Origin of the sequence: Amycolatopsis thailandensis, assembly GCF_002234405.1 — a bacterium.
Lineage (GTDB): Bacteria > Actinomycetota > Actinomycetes > Mycobacteriales > Pseudonocardiaceae > Amycolatopsis > Amycolatopsis thailandensis.
The window spans coordinates 26,284-51,247 of the sequence record NZ_NMQT01000041.1; the positions used below are offsets into that span (position 1 = coordinate 26,284).

The window sequence follows — 24,964 nt, forward strand, 5'->3', positions numbered from 1 at the left end:
CATTCTCCTTTTGTCGGAGGTGTGCGGGGGAAGGAATGTCATTCATGCGTTCCATGAGTCGTCCGGCCCGATGCGGATGAGTGGTCACAACGACGATCCGATCGCCGTTGTCGGCATTTCCTGTCGATTTCCCGCCGCGCGGGAGCCAGGTGAATTCTGGCGATTGCTCCTTACGGGCGTGGACGCGGTTTCCTCGCCGCCGGAGGAGCGGTTTCCCGAGAGCTCGCTCGCCGGAGCCGGGTTGACCGCCGAGCAGGCGAGCGCGGTTCGCCACGGTGCCTATCTCGACCGGATCGACGAGTTCGACGCCGGCTTTTTCGGTATCTCCCCACGTGAGGCTGCCGCGATGGACCCGCAGCAGCGGCTCGCGCTCGAGCTCGGCTGGGAGGCGCTGGAGGACGCGGGCGCCTGCGCCGCCGCACGACGTGACGGCACCGGAGTCTTCGTCGGCGCGGCCTCCGGCGACTACGCCGTCCTGCTCGACCGGCTCGGCGCCGCGGCCAGGACCGCGCACACCTTCACCGGTACGCAGCGTGGCGCGATAGCCAACCGGCTCTCCTACTTTCTCCGCCTTTCCGGCCCCAGCTACACCGTGGACGCCGGGCAGTCGTCCTCGCTGGTCGCCGTGCACCTGGCCGCCGAAAGCCTCCAGCGCGGCGAATGCGGCCTCGCGCTCGCCGGCGGTGTCCAGCTGAACCTCCTGCCGGAGAACGCTTTCGCCGCCGCTCGCTTCGGTGCGCTGTCGCCGGGTGGCCGGTGCCGCACCTTCGACGCGGCCGCTGACGGCTTCGTCCGCGGCGAGGGAGGCGGACTCGTGCTGCTCAAGCCGCTTTCGCGCGCACTCGCCGACGGCGATCGGGTGTACTGCCTGCTGCGTGGCAGTGCCGTCAACAACGACGGCGGCGGGGACGCTTTCGCCGTCCCGAACGGCGCTGCGCAACAGGAGGTACTTCGGCTCGCCTACGAGCGGGCGGGGCTGGACCCGTCCGTCGCGGGGTACGTGGAGCTGCACGGAACCGGGACGAAGGTCGGTGACCCGATCGAGGCAGCGGCGCTCGGCGGGGCCCGCGGCCGTCACGGCCCGCCGCTGCGCGTCGGCTCGGTCAAGACCAACATCGGGCATCTGGAGGCCGCGGCCGGGATCGCCGGGCTGCTGAAGACGGTGCTGTGCCTGAAGAACCGGAGGCTGGTGCCCAGCCTTCATTTCACCACCCCGAACCCGAGGATCCCGCTTGACGAGCTGAACCTGCGGGTCTGCACCGAGACGGCCGAGTGGGCCGGGACCGATGGCGAGCGCGTCGCCGGGGTCAGCTCGTTCGGCGTCGGCGGAACGAACTGCCACGTCGTTCTGTCCGATTTCGTGTCCGATCCGGTGCCGGGCGTACCGCCGCGCGCGCCCGCCGGTCCCGTGCCCTGGGCGGTGTCGGCCGCTTCTGTCGAGGCACTGCGGGCCCAAGCCGGGCGACTGCGCGAGGCGGAGATCGACGACCTGCGCGACGTCGGATTTTCACTGGCCACCACCCGGACACCGCTGCCGGTGCGCGCGGTGCTGATCGCGGAGGACAGGGCCGGGTTCGAGAACGCGCTCGAGTCCGTCGAGAGGGGCGAGCCGCATCCGTCGGTGGTCGGCGGGGTGGCGGGCGACGTCGGGCTGACAGCGTTCGTCTTCCCCGGCCAAGGTTCGCAGTGGCCGGGGATGGCCGCCGAACTGCTGGACACCTCGCCGGTGTTCGCCGAGGAGATCATCCGCTGCGCGACGGCGCTGGAGTCCTTTGTGGACTGGTCGCTCACGGAGGTGCTGAGGGGTGGCGAAACCGCGCTCGACCGCGTCGAGGTGGTCCAGCCCGCGCTGTGGGCGATGATGATCGGGCTGGCGGCGCAGTGGCGTGCGTTCGGGGTGCGTCCCGAGGCCGTCGTCGGCCACTCGCAGGGCGAGATCGCCGCGGCGTACGTCGCGGGCGCGCTGTCGATGGAGGACTCCGCGAAGATCGTGGCGCTGCGGTCACGGGCGCTGGCCGCGATCGATGGGACCGGCGCGATGGCCGGGGTCGACCTGCCCGCCGCGGAGGTCATGGCCGCGGTGCCCGGGTCGGTCACGGTCGCCGCCGAGAACGGGCCGTCTTCGACCGTGGTCGCCGGGCCGTCCGACGAAGTCCGCCGGTTCGTGGACGCATGCACCGAACGTGGCGTTCGCGCCCGGCTGATCCCGGTCGGGTACGCGTCGCACACCGAAGCCGTCGAGGGCCTGCGCGACCGGCTGCTACGCGAACTCGTCGACGTGCGGCCGAGGCCGTCGGAGCTCCCGTTCTACTCCACTGTCACTGGTAGCGTGCTCGACACCTCCGAGTTGGACGCCGCGTACTGGTTCCGCAACCTCCGGCAGCCGGTGCTGCTGCGCCCGGCTACCGAACTGCTGGCCGCGCACGGGTTCCGGACGTTCGTAGAGGTCAGCGCGCATCCGGTGCTGACCATGGCGGTCCAGCAGACCTGCGCCGGCGGTGCCCCGGCCGCGGTCACCGGCACGCTGCGGCGTGGTGAGGGGGGACGGCGTCGCCTGCTGACGTCGCTGGCCGAACTCCAAGTCCGCGGGGCCGACGTCGATTGGCCCGCCGGGCTCGGCTGGTCTGATGCCCGCCGGATTCCCTTGCCCGCCTACGCTTTCCAGCGCCGACGGCACTGGCTCGGCACCAGCGCGACAGTGTCCGAGCCGGTGCCCGCCACCGACTCGTTGGGCATGGTCCGCGCCACCGCCGCGGCCGTGCTCGGCCATCCCGATCCGGCGGCCGTCGATCCGGCGCTGACGTTCAAAGCACTCGGCTTCGACTCGGTCTCGGTCGCCGACCTCGCGGCGCGGCTGAGCGGCACGCTCGGACGGCTGCTCTCACCCGCGGCCGTGTTCGACCATCCGACGCCGGAACTTCTTGCCGCATCGCTTGGCGAACCCCGACAGGTGGAAGCCACTCGTACCCGCCCGGCCGGCGACGACGAGGCCGTCGCGATCGTCGGGATGGCCTGCCGTCTGCCGGGCGGGGTCGCCTCGCCGGACCAGCTGTGGGATCTGGTGCGGCTCGGCAGGGACGTGATCGGGCCGTTCCCCGAGGACCGCGGCTGGGACCTCGCCAAGCTGTACGACCCCGATCCCGACCGGCCGGGCAGCAGCTACACCCGGTCCGGCGGGTTCCTCGACGACGTCGCGGGGTTCGACCCGGAGTTCTTCGGCATCGCCCCGCGCGAGGCGATGGCGATGGACCCGCAGCAGCGCGTCCTGCTGGAAACCTCGTGGGAGGCCTTCGAACACGCGGGTGTCGACCCGCGTTCGCTGCGTGGCAAGCCGGTCGGCGTTTTCGTCGGCGCCGGTGCCGGAGACTACGGACCGCGGCTGCACGAAGGCGGACAAGATGATTCGGGCTACCTGCTGACCGGCACCGCGGCAGGTGTCCTGTCCGGCAGGCTGGCCTACACCTTCGGCCTGGAGGGGCCGACGCTCACCGTCGACACGGCCTGCTCGTCGTCGCTGGTGGCGACGCATCTGGCCGTGCGCGCGCTCCGGTCAGGTGAATGCGACCTCGCGCTCGCGGGCGGGGTGACGGTGATGCCGACACCGGGGATCTTCGTCGAGTTCAGCAGGCAGCGCGGGCTCGCCCCGGACGGTCGGTCGAAGGCCTACGCCGCGGCCGCGGACGGCACCAGCTGGGCCGAGGGCGCCGGGATGCTGCTGGTCGAACGGCTGTCGGACGCGCGAAGGCACGGGCACCGGGTACTCGCGGTGATCCGCGGCTCGGCGATCAACTCCGATGGTGCAAGCAACGGCCTCACCGCTCCCAACGGCCTCGCCCAACAGCGCGTGATCACCGGCGCGCTGGCCGACGCCGGGCTCGGCGCGGCCGACATCGACGCCGTCGAAGGACACGGCACCGGCACCGCGCTCGGTGACCCGGTCGAGGTGCGGGCGCTGCTGGCCACTTACGGACGCGCCCATCGCCAGGAGGAGCCGGTGTGGCTCGGATCGCTGAAGTCCAACCTCGGCCACACACAGGCCGCGGCTGGAGTGGCCGGGGTGATCAAGATGGTCCAGGCGTTGCGGCACCGGGAGCTCCCGGCGACCCTGCACGTCGACGCCCCATCGCCCCAGGTGGACTGGTCGCCCGGCGGGCTCCGCCTGCTGACCGAGAGCCGTGACTGGGACTTCGGGCGTTCGCGCCGCGCGGGTGTGTCGTCGTTCGGGATCAGCGGGACCAACGCGCATCTGATTCTCGAAGAGGGCGACGACGAACACCGGCGGGGGACCGGTGAGCACGTCCGGGTGCCGTGGCCGGTTTCGGCCGCGACCCCGGAAGCCCTGCGGGCGCAGGCGAAACGGCTGCGCGAGTTTGTCACCGGGAACCTGGACGCGGGCATCGCCGACGTGGGCTTGTCGCTCGCGACCACCCGGGCCCGGCTCGCCTGCGGGGCCATCGTCACCGGCGCGGATCGCGAGGAGTTGCTCGCGGCGCTCGCCGCGGTGGAGTCCGGCGACGAACCACCTCAGCGGCGAGCTGATGGCGGCCTCGCCTTCTTGTTCACCGGTCAGGGCACGCAGTACCCGGACATGGGCCGGGAACTCGCGGAGGGTTCCCCGGTGTTCGCGGCGGTGTTCGACGAGGTGTGCGCGCAGCTGGACGGTCTGCTGCCGAAGCCGCTGCGCGAGGCCCTTTCCGACGCCGAACTGCTCGACCGCACGGAATTCGCCCAGCCCGCGTTGTTCGCGCTGGAGACGGCGTTGTTCCGCCTCCTGGAGCACTACGGCGCGAAGCCGGCCGCGCTGGCCGGGCATTCGATAGGGGAAATCACCGCGGCACACGTCGCCGGGGTGTTCACCCTGCCGGACGCGTGCGCACTGGTCGCGGCCCGCGGACGGCTGATGCAGGCGGCCTCCTCCGGCGGTGCGATGGCCGCCGTTCGCGCGGGTGAGGACGAGGTGCTGGCCGTCATCGACGCGGTGGCCCCCGGGCAGCTGTTCCTGGCGGCCGTGAACGGACCGGCGTCGGTGGTCGTCTCGGGTGACGATGCCGCGATCGGCCTGCTGGGCGAGTACTTCGCCGCGCAGGGCCGGGACATAAAGCGACTCCGGGTCAGTCACGCCTTCCATTCGTCTCATATGGACAGTGCGAGGGACGCTCTTCTCGATGTCCTCAAGGGACTGTCCTTTCACGAGCCCGAAATCCCGGTCGTCTCGACGGTGACCGGCCGGATTGCGACGTCCGAACAGCTGTCCTCGCCGGAATACTGGGCCGACCAGCTCCGCCTGCCGGTGCGCTTCGCCGACGCGGTCGCGACTCTCGGCGAGCGCGGGGTCACGACGTTCCTCGAACTCGGCCCGGACGGCACACTCACCACGATGCTGCCGGACGTGGCGTGCGCACCCGTCCTGCGGCGCGACCGCGTGGCGGTGACCGAGGCGCTCGGGCACCTGCTGCTCGGCGGTGCCTCGCTCGATCCGGCCACCGTGTTCCCCGGAGGGAACCGGATCGAGCTACCCACCTACGCCTTCCAGCGCCGTCGGTTCTGGCGTGACGGGCCGGTGAAGACCCCAGGATCGCTCTTCCGGCTCGACTGGACAGAGGTGCCCGTTCCGGCATCCGGCGACCTCGGCGACGACGTCGTGATCCGGGTCGGGCGCGGCGGCGAGTCGGTGGTGGGGACAGCGCACGCGGAAGCCCGCCGGGTGCTGGAACTCGCCCGGGAGAAGGTTTCCGGCGAGGGACCGGGCAAGCTGGTCGTGCTGACCAGCGGCGCCGTCGCCACCGCGGACGAGGAGGTGGATCCCGCACAGGCACCGGTGTGGGGTCTGGTGCGGTCGGCTCAGTCGGAGTTCCCCGGCCGGCTCGTCCTCGTCGACACCGAGGGCGAGGTGACGTCCGCGGATCTGGGCCGCGCGCTGGCTACCGGAGAACCTCAGCTCGCCCTGCGCGACGAGCGGATTCTCGTACCCCGCTTGGCAACGGTGATCCCCTCGGCGAGCGACCGTCCGTCTTTCGGTACCGGCACGGTGCTGGTCACCGGCGGTACCGGAACGCTCGGCGCACTGCTGGCCCGCCACCTCGTCACCGTGCACGGCGTCCGGCGACTCGTGCTGACCAGCAGGCGAGGCATGGCGACGGAAGGCGCCGCCGCGCTGTGCGACGAACTCGCCGGGCTCGGTGCCGAGGTCCGAGTCGAGGCTTGTGATGTCGCGGATCGCGTCCGGTTGGCCGCCGTACTCGACGGCATCCCCAGGGACCGGCCGCTGAGCGCCGTCGTGCACGCGGCAGGGGCACTCGACAACGCGCTGGTGCCGGAGCTGACACACGAGCGGCTCGACCCGGTGCTCGCGCCGAAAGTCGACGGCGCCTGGCATCTCCACGAGCTGACCGCGGGGCTCGACCTCGCCGCTTTCGTGCTGTTCTCGTCGACCGCCGGCTTGCTCGGCCACGAAGGCATGGCGAACTACGCGGCGGGCAACGCGTTCCTGGACGCGCTGGCCCGGCACCGGCACGCCCGCGGTCTGCCCGCGACATCGTTGGCATGGGGCCTGTGGGCGACGGAAAGCGCGACGACCGGGCACCTGACCGACACCGACCTGGAGCGGCTCGGCCGGTGGGGCATCACCCCGCTGCCCCCGGCCCGCGCGCTCAGGTTGTTCGACACGGCGGTGGCCTCGGGCGAGGCCTTCCTTGCCCCGATCGCGCTCGATCCCGCGCGCCTGCGTGCGGGGGAGTGGCTGCCCGCGCCGTTGCGCGGGTTCACCGGTGAGGCGGCGGTCGAGTCCCCGATGGGCGCCGATCCGGGGACAAGCCTGCGATCCTTGTCCCCCGAGGACCTCGAGCCGGAGCTGACCAAGCTGGTGCGCGCGCACACCGCCGTCGTGCTCGGCCGCGACGATCCCGCCCGGGTCCCACTCGACGCGGCGTTCAAGGATCTCGGGTTCGGTTCGCTGGCCGCGGTCCAGCTGCGGGGCAGGCTGACAGTCGCGACCGGCCTTCCCTTGCCCGCGACGCTCGTTTTCGACCATCCGTCCCCGGCCGCGGTGGTGCGGTACCTGTGGCGGTCGATCGCTCCGGAGCCCGAACCCGCACCGGCGGCCGGGGCCGACGACCCGATCGCCGGGATGGACGCCATGAGCCTGGTGCGCATGGCGCTGGACACCGAACTTTCCGACTGAGGGAGCTTGCCGCCCATGACCGCGTCTGCCGACCAGCTGGTCGACGGCCTCCGGGCCGCCCTGAAGGAGAACCAACGACTTCGCGGGCGCAACCGGGAGTTGACCGCCGGGGCCAGGGAACCGATCGCGATCGTCGGCACCGGCTGCCGCTATCCCGGTGGCGTCGCGAACGTGCGGGACCTTTGGCGGATCGTCGCGGAGGAACGGGACGTGATCACCGGCATGCCCTCCGGGCGTGGCTGGGACCTCGACGAGCTGTACCACCCCGACCCCTACGAGCCGGGCCGGTGCCACGCGCGCGGCGGTGGTTTCCTCGACGCCGCCGACGAGTTCGACGCGGCGTTCTTCGGGATCAGTCCGCTGGAAGCCGCGGCGATGGACCCGCAGCAGCGGCTGGTGCTGGAAACCGCCTGGGAGGCACTGGAAACCGCCGGGATCCGGCCCGGGGAACTGCGCGGCACGCAGACCGGGGTGTTCGTCGGTGCGAGCATCGGCGACTACGCGCCGCGCGAGATCCCCGAAGAGCTCGAGGGGCAGGTGCTGACCGGAAACGCACTGAGCGTCGTGTCCGGCAGGCTGTCCTACCTGCTCGGGCTGGAAGGTCCCGCGCTCACCGTCGACACCGCGTGCTCGTCCTCATTGGTGGCACTGCACCTCGCGGTCCGCTCGCTGCGGCAGGGGGAGTGTTCGGTCGCGCTCGCCGGCGGGTCGACGGTCATGTCGACGCCGAACAACCTGATCGAAATGTCCCGGCAGCAGGTGCTTTCCGAGGACGGCCGGTGCAAGGCCTACGCCGCGGCGGCCGACGGCGCCGGATTCGCGGAGGGCGCCGGAATGCTGGTGCTGGAGCCGCTTTCCCGGGCCCGTGCCGCGGGACATCCGGTGCTGGCGGTGATCCGGGGCAGCGCGGTCAACTCCGACGGCGCGAGCAACGGCCTCGCCGCGCCGCATGGCCCCGCGCAGGAGCGGGTGATCCGCGCCGCGCTGTCCGACGCGGGGCTGGACACCGGTGACGTCGACGTCGTGGAGGGCCACGGCACCGGCACCCGGCTGGGTGACCCGATCGAGGCGCAGGCGCTTCTCGCGACCTACGGCCGCGGGCGGGCGCCGGAAAGCCCGCTCTGGCTCGGGTCGGTCAAGTCCAACCTCGGACATACGCAGGCGGCCGCGGGTGTGGCCGGCGTGCTCAAGATGGTCGAGGCGCTGCGGAACCGGTGGCTGCCGAAGACGCTGCACGTCGACGCGCCCTCGGATTATGTCGACTGGGCCTCCGGCGGCGTCCGGGTGCTCGAGTCCGGCCGCGTGTGGGAGGGCACCGACCGGCCGCGTCGCGCCGCGGTGTCGTCGTTCGGCATCAGCGGCACGAACGCCCACGTGATCCTGGAAGAGGCACCCGCTGAGACGCCGGTGCCCGCCGCGCCGGTCGAACCACCGGTGGCGCTGGCGTGGCCGGTGTCGGCAAAGACCGCGGAAGCCTTGCGGGCACAGGCGAACCGGCTTCAGGAGTCGGTCGCCGTACACCCCGCGCGGGATACGGCCTTCTCACTCGCGGAGCACCGGTCGTCGTTCGAGCACCGGGCGGTCGTGCTCGGTGCGGACACGGCGGAGCTGCGCGCCGGGTTGCGGTCGCTGGCCGAGGGTGAAGCCGGCGTGAACGTGGTGACCGGCCTCGCCCGCGACGTCGGCAAGACCGTCTTCGTCTTCCCCGGCCAGGGTGCGCAGTGGGTCGGCATGGCGAAAGAACTGCTCGCGTCGTCGCCGGTGTTCGCCGCGCGGATCGAGGAGTGCGCCGCCGCGCTGGAGTCGTTCGTGGACTGGTCGCTGCTCGACGTTCTGACCGAGGACGCCGAATCCCTGGATCGGGTGGACGTCGTCCAGCCCGTGCTGTGGGCGGTCATGCTCGGACTCGCCGAGTTGTGGATATCCGTCGGGGTGCGGCCGGCCGCGGTGCTCGGGCATTCCCAGGGCGAGATCGCCGCAGCGTGTGTGGCGGGCGTGCTCAGCCTCGAGGACGGCGCGAAAGTGGTGGCGCTGCGCAGCAAGATCGCTTCGCGGCTGGCGGGCAAGGGCGGCGGGCTTTGGCTGCCGTTGTCCTCGGACCGGGTCGAAGCCTTGCTACGGCAGTGGCCGGACCGGTTGTGGGTCGCGGTGATGAACGGGCCTGAGTCGACGGTCATCACCGGTGACGTCCCGGCGTTGGAGGAACTCGCCGCGCAATGCACCCGCGACGGGATCGACTTCCGGACCTTCTCCGCCGCATACGCCTCGCACTCGCCACGGGTGGAAGTGCTGTACGAGCCCTTGATGGAGGCGCTGGCGGGTATCACCCCGCGGACCGCGAAAATCCCCTTCTATTCCACAGTGGACGTCGCCGCGGTGGACGGCACCACGCTCGACGCCGAGTACTGGTACCGCAACATGCGCGCACCGGTCCGGTTCGATCCGGCCGTCCGGCTGCTGCTCGCCGCCGGATACGACGTGTTCGTCGAACCGTCCGCCCATCTGGTGCTCGGCAACGCCGTCCGGGACATCGCCGGCTCGGCCGGGGTAGAGGCCACCATCACCGGCACACTGCGCCGGGACCACGGATCTCTGCGGCAGTTCCTGTCCGCCGCCGCCGGCCTGCACGTCGCGGGCGGCGCCGTCGGCTGGTCCGCGCTGGTGCCGGGCGCGCGGGCGGTGGACTTGCCGACCTATGCCTTCCAGCACCGCTCGTTCTGGACGAAACCCGCGTCGAAGGCGGCCGGGCGCCACACCGACGGACACCCGCTGCTCGAAGCGGTCATCCCGCGCCCGGACGGCGAGGGGTGGACGATGACCGGGCGGCTCTCGGCGGGAGAACACCCCTGGCTGGCCGACTGCGACGGCAGCGCGATCCTGCTGGAACTGGCGATCGTCGCCGGGGACAGGGCCGGCTGCGACCGGGTCGACGAGCTTACGGTCGAGGCACCGCTCGCCGTCGGCGCGGGCCATCCGGTCGAACTCCACGTCGCGGTGGACCCGGACGGCGAGGGCAGGTGGACCATCGCCGTGCACGCTCGGCGGGAGTCCGGCTGGACCCGGCACGCTTCCGGCGTACTCAGCGCGGGCACCGGCCGCGCTGCCGTCCCAGAACCGGGCGAAGACAAGGGTGACCTCGTCGAGTTGGCCGAGGACCAGCCGGCGGACGCGTTCGCCCTGCACCCGATGCTGCTCGACCCGGTGCTGCGGCGATTCGGCGCGCCGGTCACCTTCACCGGCGTTGACCTGCTCGCGGCGGGCGCCGCCGCCGCTCGCGCGCGGGTATCCTTTGTGGACGGAGCCGCTGCGCTGCTGGTCACCGACGAGTTCGGCACGCCCGTGCTGACCGTCGACTCGGTCGTCCAGCGCTCCGGACCACGTCCTGGAGACGGCGGGTCGTTGTTCCGGCTCGGCTGGATGCCCCTGTCCGGCGAGGCTCCCGAACCTGGCCGGTGGCGGATTCTCGGCGATGACCCGTGGAGCCTCGGCTCGGACGAGAACTCACCGGTCACGGTCCTGCCCTGCGTCGGTGACCGGGACGACGACGTGGTCGGCCGAGCGCACGACGCCGCCCGGTCGGTGTTGCGGCTGGCGCAGCAAACCAGCACCGGCGAGCACGGACGGCTCGTCGTGGTGACGCGGGAGGCCGTCGCCGCCGGCGATGGCGCGGTGGAGGACCTGGCGATGTCTCCGTTGTGGGGGCTGCTGCGCTCGGCGGCCTCGGAGTATCCGGGCCGGTTCCTGCTGGTCGACGTCGACCAGCAGGCAGGGGCCGACGACGTCCGCGGAGCGGTCGCGGTCGCGCTGGACCGGGACGAGCCGCAGCTCGCCGTCCGCGCCGGGCGCCGGTACGTCCCGCGCGTGACCAAGGCAAGCGAGCAGGAAAGCTTCGGTTTCCCTTCGAAGGGAACGGTTTTCGTCACCGGCGGTACGGGTGCGCTCGGCTCGCTGGTGGCACGTCGCCTCGTCGAGTGGCACGGCGTGCAGAAGCTTGTCCTGGTGAGCAGGCGGGGGCCCGCGGCCACGGGCGTGGAAACGCTTCGGGACGAACTCGCCGGTCTCGGCGCGGAGGTGCGGATCGCCGCGTGCGACGTATCCGACCGCGCCGCGCTGGCCGAGGTGCTGGCGTCGATCCCCGACCTGGCCGCCGTCGTCCACACGGCCGGTCTCATCGACGACGCGCCGCTGGCCGACATCACGCCGGACCGGCTCGCGGGTGTGTTCGGCCCGAAGGTCGACGCGGGCTGGTATCTGCATGAACTCACCGCACACCGCGATCTGGCGGCGTTCGTGCTGTTCTCCTCGTTCTCCGGGCTCATCGGCAACGCGGGCCAGGCGGGCTACGCGGCGGCGAACACCTTCCTCGACGCGCTGGCGAGCCATCGCCGGGCACTCGGCCTGCCAGCGGTCTCCCTGGCATGGGGGCTCTGGCGCACCGTGGTCGACGGCGGTCTCACCGAGACGGATCTGGTGCAGCTGAACAGGTCCGGCATCACGGCGATGACCGAGGAACGCGGGCTGGCTTTGTTCGACCGCGCGCTGGGGGTGGCCGATCCGCTGGTCGCGCCGGTCGACGTCGACCCGGCCGCGCTGCGGGAACGTGCCATGTCCGGGGAACTCCCGGTGGTGCTGCGGGGCCTGGTGCCGAGGCCTCGGCGGACGGTCGTACGGCAGGCCGGGGCCGGCGACCGGGTCGGCCGGGAACAACTCGACATGGCCGCGGAATGGCTGCGTCGCCGTCCCGGTGTCACGCAGGCTGTCTGCGTGCCCAGGGAAAACGGGCGAATGGCGTCGTATGTGGTCGTCGAAGGTGACGCCGCGCTCGAAGCTCTTCGAGCGGAATTGCCCGCGTATCTGACGTCGGACGCTGTCGTGACGATAGCTGCCACTCGGCTTCCCATGCCCGAGCACGCTCCGGTGGGGGCACGCCCGCCGGTTACCGCGCGGGAAGAGCTGCTGTGCGGGCTGTTCGCGGAGATCCTCGGCCTCGCGTCGGTGAACGTCGACGACGGCTTCTTCGATCTGGGTGGGCATTCGCTGCTCGCGACCCGGCTGGTGAGCCGGATCCGGAGCGTGCTCGACACCGAGCTCCCGGTGCGTGCGCTGTTCGACGCGTCGAGTGTGGCCAGCCTCGCCGAACGACTCGGCGATCCGGGCCGCAGCCGGGCGGCGCTGGGGCCGATGCCGCGGCCGGAGAGCGTGCCGCTGTCGTTCGCGCAGCAGCGGCTCTGGTTCCTCTACGAGCTGGAAGGGCCGTCCGCCACCTACAACATCCCGCTCGTGCTGCGACTGACCGGCGAGGTGGATCCGGCGGTGCTCCGGCGGGCGCTGGAAGACATCGTCGAACGGCACGAAAGCCTGCGTACGGTCTTCCCGGCCGTGGACGGCAGTCCGCACCAGAAGATCCTCGACACCGGAAGCGCGATCCTCGATTTCGACGTCGTCCAGTCCACACCGGACACGGTCGACGACGCGGTGGCGCAGACGGCGGTCCGCGGTTTCGACCTGGCCACTGAGATCCCGGTCCGGGTCCGGCTCTGCACCCTCGGCGCGGGCGAATCGGTACTGGTCGTGGTGCTGCATCACATCGCGGCCGACGGCTGGTCCGTCGGACCGCTGGCGCGGGACCTCACCACCGCTTATGCCGCCCGTCAGGCGGGCGGACGTCCACAGTGGACGGCCTTGCCGGTGCAGTACGCCGACTACACCCTGTGGCAGCGGAACCTGCTCGACGAGCGTGGACACCTCCTCGCCGACCAGGTCGCGTACTGGACGGAGCGGCTGGCGGGGCTGCCCGAGCAACTCGACCTCCCGCTCGACCGGCCGCGGCCCGCGGTGTCGTCCTACGCGGGTGACCTGGCCCGCTTCACGCTGGACGCCGGGCTGCACCGGCAGCTCGTCGACCTCGCCCGCACCGGCGACGCCACGGTGTTCATGGTGCTGCAAGCCGCGCTGGCCGCGTTGCTCACCCGGCTCGGCGCGGGGACGGACATCCCGCTCGGCGCCCCGGTGGCGGGCCGGACCGACGACGCGCTCGACGACCTCATCGGCTTCTTCGTCAACACCCTGGTGCTGCGCGCGGACACCTCGGGCGATCCGTCGTTCGCCGAGCTGCTGGCCAGGGTTCGCGAGACGAGCCTTGCGGCGTATGCCCACCAGGACGTCCCGTTCGAGTACCTGGTGGAGCTGCTCAACCCCCAGCGGTCCACCGCGCACCACCCACTGTTCCAGGTGGCGCTGGCGCTGCAGAACAACGAGCGGGGCCGGTTCGAGCTGCCGGGCCTCACCGCGAGCCTCGACGTCGGGTCCACCGGGACTTCGCGGTTCGACCTGTTCTTCAGCGTCACCGAGCAGGTCACCGAGGGAAGCGGTGAGCCCGCCGGGGTGTCGGTCATGGTCGAGTACGCCACCGACATCTTCGACGCCGAGACGGTCACGACGCTGGTGGCCCGCTGGGAGCGGCTGCTGCGGGCGGTCGTCGCCGATCCGGCCGCCACGATCGGCGACGCCGACATCTTCGCTCCGGACGAACGGGCCGCGTTGCTCGCCGCGCCGGAACCCGTCGCCGTCGGCGCGTTGTTGCCGGAGCTGTTCGAGAAACGCGTCGGGGAGCGCCCGGACGCCGTCGCGGTCGTGTCGGGGGACACCCGGTGGACATACGCGGAGTTGAACGTACGGGCCAACCGTGTGGCCCGGCTGCTGCTCGACGAGGGTGTCGGCCGGGAGGACCGGGTCGCGCTGCTGCTACCGAGGTCGGCTGAACTGGTCGCCGCGATACTGGGCGTGCTCAAGGCCGGGGCCGCGTACCTGCCCGTCGACCCGGACTATCCGGCCGAGCGCGTCGCCTACCTGCTCGACGACGCGGGTCCGAGCCGGGTCCTGACGACGTCGACGACGGTGGTTCCCGGGGCCATCGTGCTCGACGCGCCGGACGTGCGGGCGGCGCTGGAGACATACCCCGGCACGGACCCGCAGGTGCCGGGAGACCCCGGGCAGGCCGCGTACGTGATCTACACGTCGGGCTCGACCGGCGCGCCGAAGGGTGTGGTGGTGCCGCACCACAGCGTCGTGCGGCTGCTGGAGACCACACGGCGATGGTTCGAGTTCGGCCACGAGGACGTCTGGACCCTGTTCCACTCTGCGTCGTTCGACTTCTCCGTCTGGGAACTGTGGGGCGCGCTGGCCTGGGGCGGGTCGGTGGTCGTGGTGTCCCACGAGGTCAGCCGCTCACCGGAACGGTTCGTGCGGCTGCTCGCCGACGAGCGCGTCACGGTCCTCAACCAGACACCCTCGGCGTTCTACCAGCTGATCGAGGCCGACCGCGAGACCCCGTTGCCACTCGCCCTGCGGACGGTCGTGTTCGGCGGGGAGGCGCTGGATCTGTCCAGGCTCGCCGCCTGGTACGAGCGCCATCCGGACCGGGCTCCGCTGCTGGTCAACATGTACGGGATCACCGAAACCACCGTGCACGTCAGCTACCTGGAGCTGGACCGGGTCTCGGCCGCGGCGGCGACCGCCAGCCGGATCGGCGAGCCGTTGCCGGATCTGGCGGCTTACGTGCTCGACGCGGGCCTGCGGCCAGTTCCGCCCGGTGTCGCCGGAGAGCTGTACGTGGCGGGAGCCGGTGTCGCGCGTGGCTACCTGGGCCGTCCCGGGCTGACGGCGGGCCGGTTCGTGGCGGATCCGTTCGGGGCGCCGGGTTCCCGGATGTACCGCACGGGCGACGTGGTGCTGCGCGACCGGCGCGGGGGGCTCGAGTTCGTCGGCCGGGCCGACGACCAGGTCAAGGTACGCGGCTTCCGGATCGAGCCTGCCGAGGTCGAAGCCGTGCTGCGCACGTATCCCGGCGTCTCACAGGCCGTGGTCATCGCGAGTGACGACCGGTTGGTCGCCTATGTCGTTTCCGACGAATCGGACACTGGCGCGCTGCGGCGGTTCGCGCGCGAGCGGCTCCCGGACCACCTGGTGCCGTCGGTGGTGCTGTCCGTCCAGGCGATTCCGTTGACCGCCAACGGAAAACTGGACCGCGCGGCGCTGCCGTCGCCTGAGCTTCCGGCATCGGCCGGGCGGACGCCGTCGACGCCGCGTGAGGAGATTCTGGCCGGACTGTTCGCCGAGGTCCTCGGAGTCCCGTCAGCGGCCGCCGACGACGACTTCTTCGATCTCGGCGGGCATTCGCTGCTCGCGACCCGGCTGGTCAGCCGGATCCGCGGCACACTGGGCGTCGAGCTGTCGGTGCGGGCCCTGTTCGAGACGCCGACACCCGCGGGTCTCGCCGTCCGCCTGGCGATGGGCGCCGCCGCCCGGCCCCCACTCGTGGCCCACGATCGTCCCGACGTGCTGCCGTTGTCGTTCGCGCAGCAGCGGTTGTGGTTCCTGCACAAGTTCCAAGGGCCATCGGCGACCTACAACATCCCACTGGCCTTGCGCCTGACCGGCGACCTGAACCGGGACGCGCTCGAGGCGGCACTGAACGACGTCGTCGGGCGCCACGAAACGCTGCGGACGGTGTTCCCCGAACGGGATGGCCGCCCGTGGCAGCGAATCCTGGACACCGAGCTGACGTTGCGTCTCGAGCGGCTCGGCGAGGCCGAACTCGTCGAAGCGCTGGGAGCGGCGGCGCGGTACGAGTTCGATCTGGCTGGGGAGATCCCGATCCGGACGACGTTGTTCGAGGTTGACGAGTCGACGTCGGTGTTGCTGGTGCTGGTGCATCACATCGCGGGTGACGGCTGGTCGATGAGCCCGCTCGCGCGTGACCTCGTCAACGCCTATACCGCGAGGTGCGCGAAGACCGCCCCCGAGTGGTCGCCACTGCCTGTCCAGTACGCCGATTACACGCTCTGGCAGCGTTCTTTGTTGGGTGACGAGTCTGATGTGGACAGTCTGTTCGCCAGGCAGGTGACCTATTGGACCGAGCGACTCGCCGGCTTGCCGGAGGAGGTGACCATTCCGCTGGACCGCCCCCGGCCCGCCGTGGCCTCGTATTCCGGTGCGGTCACCTGGTTCGGGTTGGATGCGGGGTTGGTGGGTGGTTTGGGGGTGGTGGCTCGGTCTGTGGGTGCGTCGTTGTTCATGGTGTTGCAGGCTGGGTTGGCGGTGTTGGTTTCGCGGTTGGGTGGTGGGGGTGATGTTGCTGTTGGTTCGCCGATTGCGGGGCGGACTGATGGTGGGTTGGATGATTTGGTTGGTTTTTTTGTGAATACGTGGGTGTTGCGGACGGATGTGTCGGGGGATCCGTCTTTTGGGGAGTTGGTTGGTCGGGTTCGTGAGGCGAGTTTGGGTGCGTATGAGTGTCAGGATGTGCCGTTCGAGTTGTTGGTGGAGCGGTTGAATCCTCGTCGTTCGTCGGCGCATCATCCGTTGTTCCAGATCGCTCTCGCCTTACAGAACAACGAAGAACCGCGATTCACCCTGCCGGGACTGGACGTCCGCCCGGAGACCGCGCTGGTGGGTGCCGCGCGGTTCGACCTGTTCCTGAATCTCGCCGAGAAGCCGGACGGCGGTCTCGCGGGTGCCGTCGAATACGCGACCGAACTGTTCGACCGGGAGACCATCGAAGACTTCGTCGAACGCTGGCTCCGTGTCCTGCGGACCATGGCCGACCACCCGGACCGCTCGATCAACGACGTCGACATCCTGGCTCCGGGGGAAAGCGCCCGGCTCACCGCGGCCCCGGTCCTGGACGCGCCCGCCCGCACGCTGCCGGAGTTGTTCCGTGCCCGGGTGGAGCGGGATCCGGGTGCGGTCGCGGTGGTGGCCGGTGGTGTCGAATTGTCCTATGGAGAGTTGGACGCGCGGGCGAATCGGCTGGCGCATTGGCTGATCGGCCAGGGTGTGGGCCCGGAGCGCCGGGTGGTGTTGTTGCTGGAGCGTTCGGTCGAGTTGGTTGTGGCGATCGTGGCGGTGGTGAAGGCCGGCGGCGTCTATGTGCCGGTGGATCCGTCGTATCCGGCCGGGCGGATCGGCGATTTGGTCGATCAGGTGGATCCGGTGCTGGTATTGCGTGAGCTGCCGGAGACGGACGACAGTTCGCGGGCTGATCCGGACGTCTTGGTGGATCCGGGAAATTTGGCGTATGTGATGTTCACGTCGGGGTCCACCGGTGTGCCGAAGGGTGTGGCGGTGACGCACGCCGATGTCGTCGGGCTGGTCTCGGACGGGTGTTGGGGTGAGGCGCATCGGCGGGTGCTGGTGCATTCGCCGCAGGTGTTCGACGCCTCCACGTATGAATTGTGGGTTCCGCTGATTCATGGTGGGACGCTGGTGTTGGCGCCGTCGGGGGAGTTCGACGCGGCGGTGCTGGCGAGGACTGTCGTGGGTGGCGGGGTCACCGGGTTGTGGCTGACGGCCGGGTTGTTCAGTGTGATGGCCGAGCACCATCTTGACTGCTTCGAGTCGGTGGAGCAGGTTTGGACCGGGGGTGACGTGGTGTCACCCGAGGCCGTCCGCCGGGTGTTCGAGGCGTATCCGGGGATCTCCGTGGTGGATGGCTATGGCCCGACGGAGACGACGACCTTCGCGACCCGGAATGTGATGACGCGGGACGACATTCCACAAGGGACGGTCCCGATCGGCGTCCCGATGGACACCATGCGGACTTATGTCCTCGACGAGCGGCTGCGCTTGACGGCCCCGGGAGTCCCCGGCGACCTGTACGTCTCGGGCGCCGGAGTCGCGCGCGGCTACCTCGGCCGTCCGGACCTGACTTCAGACCGGTTCGTGGCCGATCCGTTCGGGGGGCCTGGGGCACGGATGTACCGGACCGGTGACCGGGTGCGCTGGAACCGCCGTGGTGAACTGGAGTTCGTCGGCCGGGTCGATGATCAGGTGAAGGTGCGGGGGTTCCGGGTCGAGCCGGGCGAGGTCGAGGCCGCGCTGCTCGACCAGCCCGAGGTCGCCCGAGCCGTTGTAGTCGCGCGGGAGGACCGGCTGGTCGCCTACGTCGTCCAGGAGCACGACACCGCTCCGGAGATCGGTGACGAGCAGGTCGAAGAGTGGCGCGACGTCTACGACACGATGTACGGAGCCGAGCAGACCGCGACTCTGGGTTCGGATTTCACCGGTTGGAACAGCTCGTATACCGGTGAGCCGATTCCGTTGGAGGAGATGAGGTCGTGGCAGGCAGCTGCGGTCGAGCGGATCCGGGAGTCGTCGCCGCGCCGGATCTTGGAGATCGGTGTCGGCTCCGGTCTGTTGTTGGGACCGCTGCTGGACGATGTCGAGTCCTATTGGGCGACCGATTTTTCGGCGCCGGTGGTCGAGCGGCTGCGTGCCCAGGTGGAGGCGGAGCGCGTTGAATTGCGTTGTCAGCCTGCGGACGACGTTACCGGTTTGCCGAACCACTTCTTCGATGTGGTGGTGCTGAATTCGATCGTCCAGTACTTCCCGGATGGCGCCTATCTGGCGCGTGTCCTGGACGGCGCCCTGCGGCTGCTGGCCCCGGGCGGCCGGATCTTCGTCGGTGACGTGCGGCATCAACGGACGGTCCGTGCCCTGCACACGGCGGTTCAGGCCGGGCGGGCGGAATCCGTCGAGCGCCTGCGCGCCGCTGTCGAGCAGGCCGTGTTGCTGGAGAAGGAGCTGGTCGTCGATCCAGGCTTCTTCTCGTCGTGGGCCCAGGAGAACGCGGCCGGGATCGACATCCGGCTCAAACGGGGTCAACCGCACAACGAGCTGACCCGGCACCGGTACGAAGTGGTCATCCATCGCGATCCCGCGCTCGCGACGTCGGTCGCGGACCTGCCGGAGGTGGAGTTCGCCGGTCTGGACGAGCTGGGCGGCCTCGACGGCCCGGTGCGGCTCACCGGGATCCGGAGCCCCCGGCTGGCCGGGGAAGCGGCGGCCGCACTGGCGCTGGCGCGGCACGCGTCCCTCGATGAAGTCCGCTCCCACCTGCGCTCCGGGACCGGGCTGGATCCGGAGGAATTGCACGCCTGGGGTGAGTGTGCCGGCCGCCGGGTGGTGACGACGTGGTCCCCGCACGAGTCCGCCACCTACGAAGCCGTCCTCCTCCCCGCCGGTGACGACGACCGGCTGACCGGCGTGTACCGGCACCCCGGCAGTGGGCGCCCCCGGTCCGCGCTGGTGAACAACCCGCTCGGTTCCCGGACCACCGGCCGGCTGCTGGCGCGGCTGCGGGAACGGCTCGCCGAGCGGCTGCCGGAGCACCTCGTCCCGGCCGTGTTCCTCGCGATCGGCGAGATCCCGTTGACCGACAATGGCAAGGTGGACCGCGCTGCCCTGCCCGAACCCGGCGGGCACCAGGTCACCGGCCGTGCCCCGCGGACCCCTCAGGAAGAAGTCCTGTGTGGACTGTTCGCGGAAATCCTCGGTCGGCCGACGGTCGGCGTCGACGACGGCTTCTTCGACCTCGGCGGACACTCTCTGCTCGCGACCCGGCTGGTCAGCCGGATCCGGGCGGTGTTCGGGGTGGATCTGCCGGTTCGCGCGCTCTTCGACGCGGACACCGTGGCGAGGCTCGCCGAGCGCGTCCACGGCGGCTCGGACCGGCCCGCGCTGGTGCCGTGGGACCGTCCCGACGTGCTGCCGTTGTCGTTCGCGCAGCAGCGGTTGTGGTTCCTGCACAAGCTGGAGGGGCCGTCAGCGACCTACAACATCGCGCTCGCCCTTCGGCTCACAGGCGACCTGGACCGCGGGGCACTGGAGGCGGCTCTCGGCGATGTCGTCGGACGGCACGAGTCGCTGCGGACGGTCTTCCCCGAGATCGACGGCCGTCCGCACCAGCTCGTCACCGACGACCGGCCGTCCCTGCACACCGACCGGACGACCGAAGCCGGTCTCACGGAGACGCTGAGCGGCGCGGCGCGGTACGAGTTCGATCTGGCTGGGGAGATCCCGATCCGGACGACGTTGTTCGAGGTTGACGAGTCGACGTCGGTCTTGCTGGTGCTGGTGCATCACATCGCGGGTGACGGCTGGTCGATGGGGCCGCTCGCGCGTGACCTCGTCGCCGCCTACACTGCCCGCCGCGATGGTGTCGTGCCCGGCTGGTCGCAACTGCCCGTCCAGTACGCCGACTACACGCTGTGGCAGCGAACGCTGCTCGGCGATGAGAACGCCGACGACAGCCTGTTCACCCGGCAGGTCGCCTACTGGACGGACAGGCTCGCCGGACTGCCCGCCGAATCCACCGTGCCCCTCGACCGGCCGCGCCCGGCTGTCGCTTCGTATGCGGGCGACACCGTGTGGTTCGGGTTGGATGCGGGGTTGGTGGGTGGTTTGGGGGTGGTGGCTCGGTCTGTGGGTGCGTCGTTGTTCATGGTGTTGCAGGCTGGGTTGGCGGTGTTGGTTTCGCGGTTGGGTGGTGGGGGTGATGTTGCTGTTGGTTCGCCGATTGCGGGGCGGACTGATGGTAGGTTGGATGATTTGGTTGGTTTTTTTGTGAATACGTGGGTGTTGCGGACGGATGTGTCGGGGGATCCGTCTTTTGGGGAGTTGGTTGGTCGGGTTCGTGAGGCGAGTTTGGGTGCGTATGAGTGTCAGGATGTGCCGTTCGAGTTGTTGGTGGAGCGGTTGAATCCTCGTCGTTCGTCGGCGCATCATCCGTTGTTCCAGATCGCTCTCGCCCTGCAGAACAACGAAGAAGTCCAGTTCGACTTCCCAGGTCTTGAGGCACGGCTGGAGCTCGCGCCGACCTACACGTCCCGGTTCGACCTCTTCTTCAGCCTCACCGAGAAATTCGACGACTCCGGTGCCTCGGCGGGCATCACGGCGATGGTCGAGTACGCGACGGAGCTGTTCGACAGGGCGACCGTGGAAGAGCTGTCCCACCGCTTCGTCGGTCTGCTGCGCTCTCTCGTCGCGAATCCGGAGAAGCCGATCAGCGACGCCGAAATCCTCTTCGCGGCCGAACGGACACGGCTGTTGCCGGCGGCGCCGGAGCCGGTCGGCTCGGCACTGCCGGAGTTGTTCCGCGCTCAGGTCGAGCGGGACCCGGACGCGGTCGCGCTGGTCAGCGGCGGCGTCGAACTGTCCTATCGGGAGTTGGAGGTCCGGGCGAATCGGCTGGCACATTGGCTGATCGGTGAGGGTGTCGGACCGGAGCGCCGGGTCGCGTTGCTGCTGGAGCGCTCGGTCGAGTTGGTCGTCGCGATTCTGGCGGTGGTGAAAGCCGGTGGCGCCTATGTCCCGGTGGATCCGTCGTACCCGGCCGGGCGCGTCAGCGCTCTGCTCGACGACGTGGACCCGGTGCTGGTGCTGCGTGAGCTGCCGGACGTGACGGGCATCCCCGAAACCGATCCGGACGTCCGGGTGCTGCCTGGAAACCTGGCGTACGTGATGTTCACGTCGGGGTCCACCGGTGTGCCGAAGGGCGTGGCGGTGACGCAGGCCGATGTCGTCGGGTTGGTGTCGGACAGCTGCTGGGGTGAGGCGCATCGGCGGGTGCTGGTGCATTCGCCGCACGTGTTCGACGCCTCGACATACGAGTTGTGGGTTCCGTTGATCCACGGTGGCACGCTGGTCCTCGCGCCCTCGGGTGAATTCGACGCCGCGGTGCTGGCGAGGACCATCGCCGACGGCGGGGTAACCGCATTGTGGCTCACCGCCGGGCTGTTCAGCCTGATGGTCGAACAGCATCGGGACTGCTTTGCCGCGGTGGAGCAGGTGTGGACCGGGGGTGACATCGTGTCGCCTGACGCGATTCGCGAGCTGCTCGGCACTTATCCCGGGCTCACCGTCGTCGACGGATACGGCCCGACCGAGAGCACGACGTTCGCGACGCGGCATGTGATGACGCGGGACGACATTCCACAAGGGACGGTCCCGATCGGCGTCCCGATGGACGCCATGCGGAGCTACGTGCTCGACGAACGTCTGCGGCTCGTGCCGCCCGGCGTCGTCGGCGAACTGTACGTATCCGGTGACGGGGTGGCCCGCGGCTACCTCGGCCGTCCGGGACCGACCTCCGCACGGTTCCTGCCCGACCCGTTCGGGGGGCCCGGGGCACGGATGTACCGGACCGGTGACCGGGTGCGCTGGAACCGCCGTGGTGAACTGGAGTTCGTCGGCCGGGTCGATGATCAGGTGAAGGTGCGGGGGTTCCGGGTCGAGCCGGGCGAGGTCGAGGCCGCGTTACTCGACCAGCCCGAGGTCGCACGGGCCGTCGTCCTCGCCAAACCCGACCGCCTGCTCGCCTATGTGGTCCCGGAAGGCGTGACCGACACGGACGGGGAAGATGCGCAGGTCGATGAGTGGCGTGACGTCTACGACACGATGTACGGAGCCGAGCAGACCGCGACTCTGGGTTCGGATTTCACCGGTTGGAACAGCTCGTATACCGGTGAGCCGATTCCGTTGGAGGAGATGAGGTCGTGGCAGGCGGCCGCGGTTGAGCGGATCCGGGAGTCGTCGCCGCGCCGGATCCTGGAGATCGGTGTCGGCTCGGGTCTGTTGCTCGGGCCGCTGCTGGACGATGTCGAGTCCTATTGGGCGACCGATTTTTCGGCGCCGGTGGTCGAACGGCTGCGCGCCCAGGTGGACGCTGAGCGCGTTGAATTGCGCTGTCAGCCCGCGGATGACGTTTCGGGTTTGCCACCGGAGTTCTTCGATGTGGTGGTGCTGAATTCGATCGTCCAGTACTTCCCGGACGGCGCCTACTTGGCGCGTGTCCTGGACGGCGCCCTGCGTCTGCTGGCGCCGGGTGGTCGGATCTTCGTCGGTGACGTGCGGCATCAGCGGACGGTCCGTGCCCTGCACACGGCAGTGCGGGCGGAGCAAGCGGAGTCGGCGGAGCGGTTGCGGTCGTCTGTCGAGCAGGCCGTGTTGCTGGAGAAGGAGCTGGTCGTCGATCCGGGGTTCTTCTCGTCGTGGGCCGAGGAGAACGCGGCCGGGATCGACATCCGGCTCAAACGAGGCGAACCGCACAACGAGCTGACCCGGCACCGGTACGAGGTCGTCCTTCACCGTGATCGGGCCGACGCGGTATCAGTGGCGGAGCTGCCGGAGGTGGAGTTCACCGGCCTGGACGACCTGGGCGACCTCGACAGCCCGGTGCGGCTCACCGGAATCGCGAACCCGCGGTTGACCGGGGAATTGGCCGCCGCCAGGGCGCTGACCCGGCATGCGTCCCTCGACGACATCCGACTCCACCTGAAGAACGGGCAGGGCGTCGACCCGGAGGCACTGCACGCCTGGGGCGAGCGCTCGGGGCACCGGGTGGCGACGACGTGGTCGCCCGAAGACCCCGGCTCGTACGAGGCGGTCGTGCTCCCCGGTGCTCAGGACGGCCCGCTGACCGGCGTCCACCGTGCACCGTCCGGGCGCTCCCTGGCGGCGCTGGCCAGCAACCCGGTCGGCTCGCGCTTCACCGGCAGGCTGCTCACCAGGCTCCGTGACCGGCTCGCCGAGCAGCTGCCCGCTTACCTCGTGCCGTCCGCGATCCTCGCCATCGACGAGATTCCGTTGACCGCCAACGGCAAGGTCGACCGGGACGCCCTGCCTGACCAGCTCCCGGCAACCACCGGCCGCGCGCCGAGGACCCTCGTCGAGGAAGTCCTGTGTGGACTGTTCGCGGAAATCCTCGGCCGGGCCACGGTCGGTGTCGATGACAGCTTCTTCGACCTCGGCGGGCATTCGCTGCTCGCGACCCGGCTGGTGAGCCGGATCAAGGCCGTGCTCGGAGTCGACCTGCCGGTCCGCGCGCTCTTCGAAGCGGCCACGGTGGACGGTCTGGCCCAGCGGATCCAGGACGGCGGCGAAGACACCGCGTTCGACGTCGTCCTGCCACTGAGGCGGGGCGGCACCAGGCCGCCGCTGTTCTGCGTTCACCCGATCAGCGGATTGAGCTGGACCTACTCGGGACTGCTGCGCCATCTGAGCCCCGAGTTCCCCGTGTACGGCCTGCAGTCTCGCGGGCTCGCGGACGGCGGGGAGCTGCCGCGCTCGGTGGCGGAGATGGCGCAGGACTACATCGCCGAGCTCACCCGCGTCCAGCCGGAAGGGCCGTATCACCTGCTGGGCTGGTCGTTCGGTGGAATGGTGGCGCACGCGATCGCCGCCGAACTGCGGCGACGCGGCCAGGAGGTCGCGCTGCTCGTGCTGCTCGACGCGAGCCCGGCGAAACCGTGGACGCCGGAGGAGCTCGCGATCGCCCGGGACATGGACCGCACTGGCGCCTACACCCGGATGCTCGCCGCGTTCGGCATCAGCGCGGCCGGGTTGGCCGGGGAAACCCTTACACACGAACGGTTCCAGGAGATCGCCTTCGAGCGGAACATCGTATTGGCGAGCCTGGAGGAAGACCACGTCACCGCGATGATGCGGGTGATGCGGAACAACGCCGACATCATCGGCAGGCTCCGCCACGAGCCGATCGCGGTCGACACCCTGCTGTTCGTCGCCGCGGACGAGCCGGAGGTGCTCACTGCCGACGTCTGGGCCGAGTACGTGGAGCGGGAGGTCGAGGTGCATCCGGTGCCCTGCGACCACATCGGCATGACCCTGCCGGACTCCCTGGCGGTCATCGGCCCGGTGCTGGAACGAAAACTGCGCGCGGTGGCGCGGAACCGACGGGAAGGGAACTCATGACGAATCCGTTCGACGACCCCGACGGCACCTTCAAGGTGCTGGTCAATGACGAGGGCCAGCACTCGCTGTGGCCCGCCTTCGCCGAGGTGCCCGCCGGGTGGACGGTGGCGCACGCCGACGACACCCGGGCGGCCTGCCTGGAGTACGTCGAGCAGCACTGGACCGACCTGCGGCCGTCGAGCCTGGTCCGGGCCATGAACGAAAGCCGCTGACCGAACTCCCAGGAGGTGTCCC

3 protein-coding genes are annotated in these 24,964 nt (G+C 70.3%); all 3 read left to right on the forward strand.

Features of this window, described 5'->3' with window-relative positions:
- Nucleotides 1-70: 70 nt before the first annotated feature.
- The 3 genes from CFP71_RS12995 to CFP71_RS13005 are packed head-to-tail and all read left to right on the forward strand — an operon-like array spanning nucleotide 71 to nucleotide 24,942.
- Complete coding sequence (locus CFP71_RS12995; RefSeq protein ID WP_093934112.1) at nucleotides 71-7,180, forward strand: type I polyketide synthase; 7,110 nt, start codon at nucleotides 71-73, stop codon at nucleotides 7,178-7,180.
- 15 nt (nucleotides 7,181-7,195) lie between these two features.
- Nucleotides 7,196-24,730 (forward strand): hybrid non-ribosomal peptide synthetase/type I polyketide synthase, encoded by a 17,535-nt coding sequence (locus CFP71_RS13000; protein WP_093934113.1) that lies wholly within the window; start codon nucleotides 7,196-7,198, stop codon nucleotides 24,728-24,730.
- Entirely contained in the window at nucleotides 24,727-24,942 is a 216-nt protein-coding gene (locus tag CFP71_RS13005) for an MbtH family protein (RefSeq protein WP_093934114.1), read from the forward strand. Before CFP71_RS13000 ends, CFP71_RS13005 begins: the two co-directional genes overlap by 4 nt.
- Nucleotides 24,943-24,964 lie beyond the last annotated feature (22 nt).

What these genes read in the sequence shown, in the direction of transcription:
- CFP71_RS13005 (WP_093934114.1), top strand. Translation starts at nt 24,727, where the DNA reads ATGACGAATCCGTTCGACGACCCCGACGGCACCTTCAAGGTGCTGGTC.
- CFP71_RS13000 (WP_093934113.1), top strand. Translation starts at nt 7,196, where the DNA reads ATGACCGCGTCTGCCGACCAGCTGGTCGACGGCCTCCGGGCCGCCCTG.
- CFP71_RS12995 (WP_093934112.1), top strand. Translation starts at nt 71, where the DNA reads ATGCGGATGAGTGGTCACAACGACGATCCGATCGCCGTTGTCGGCATT.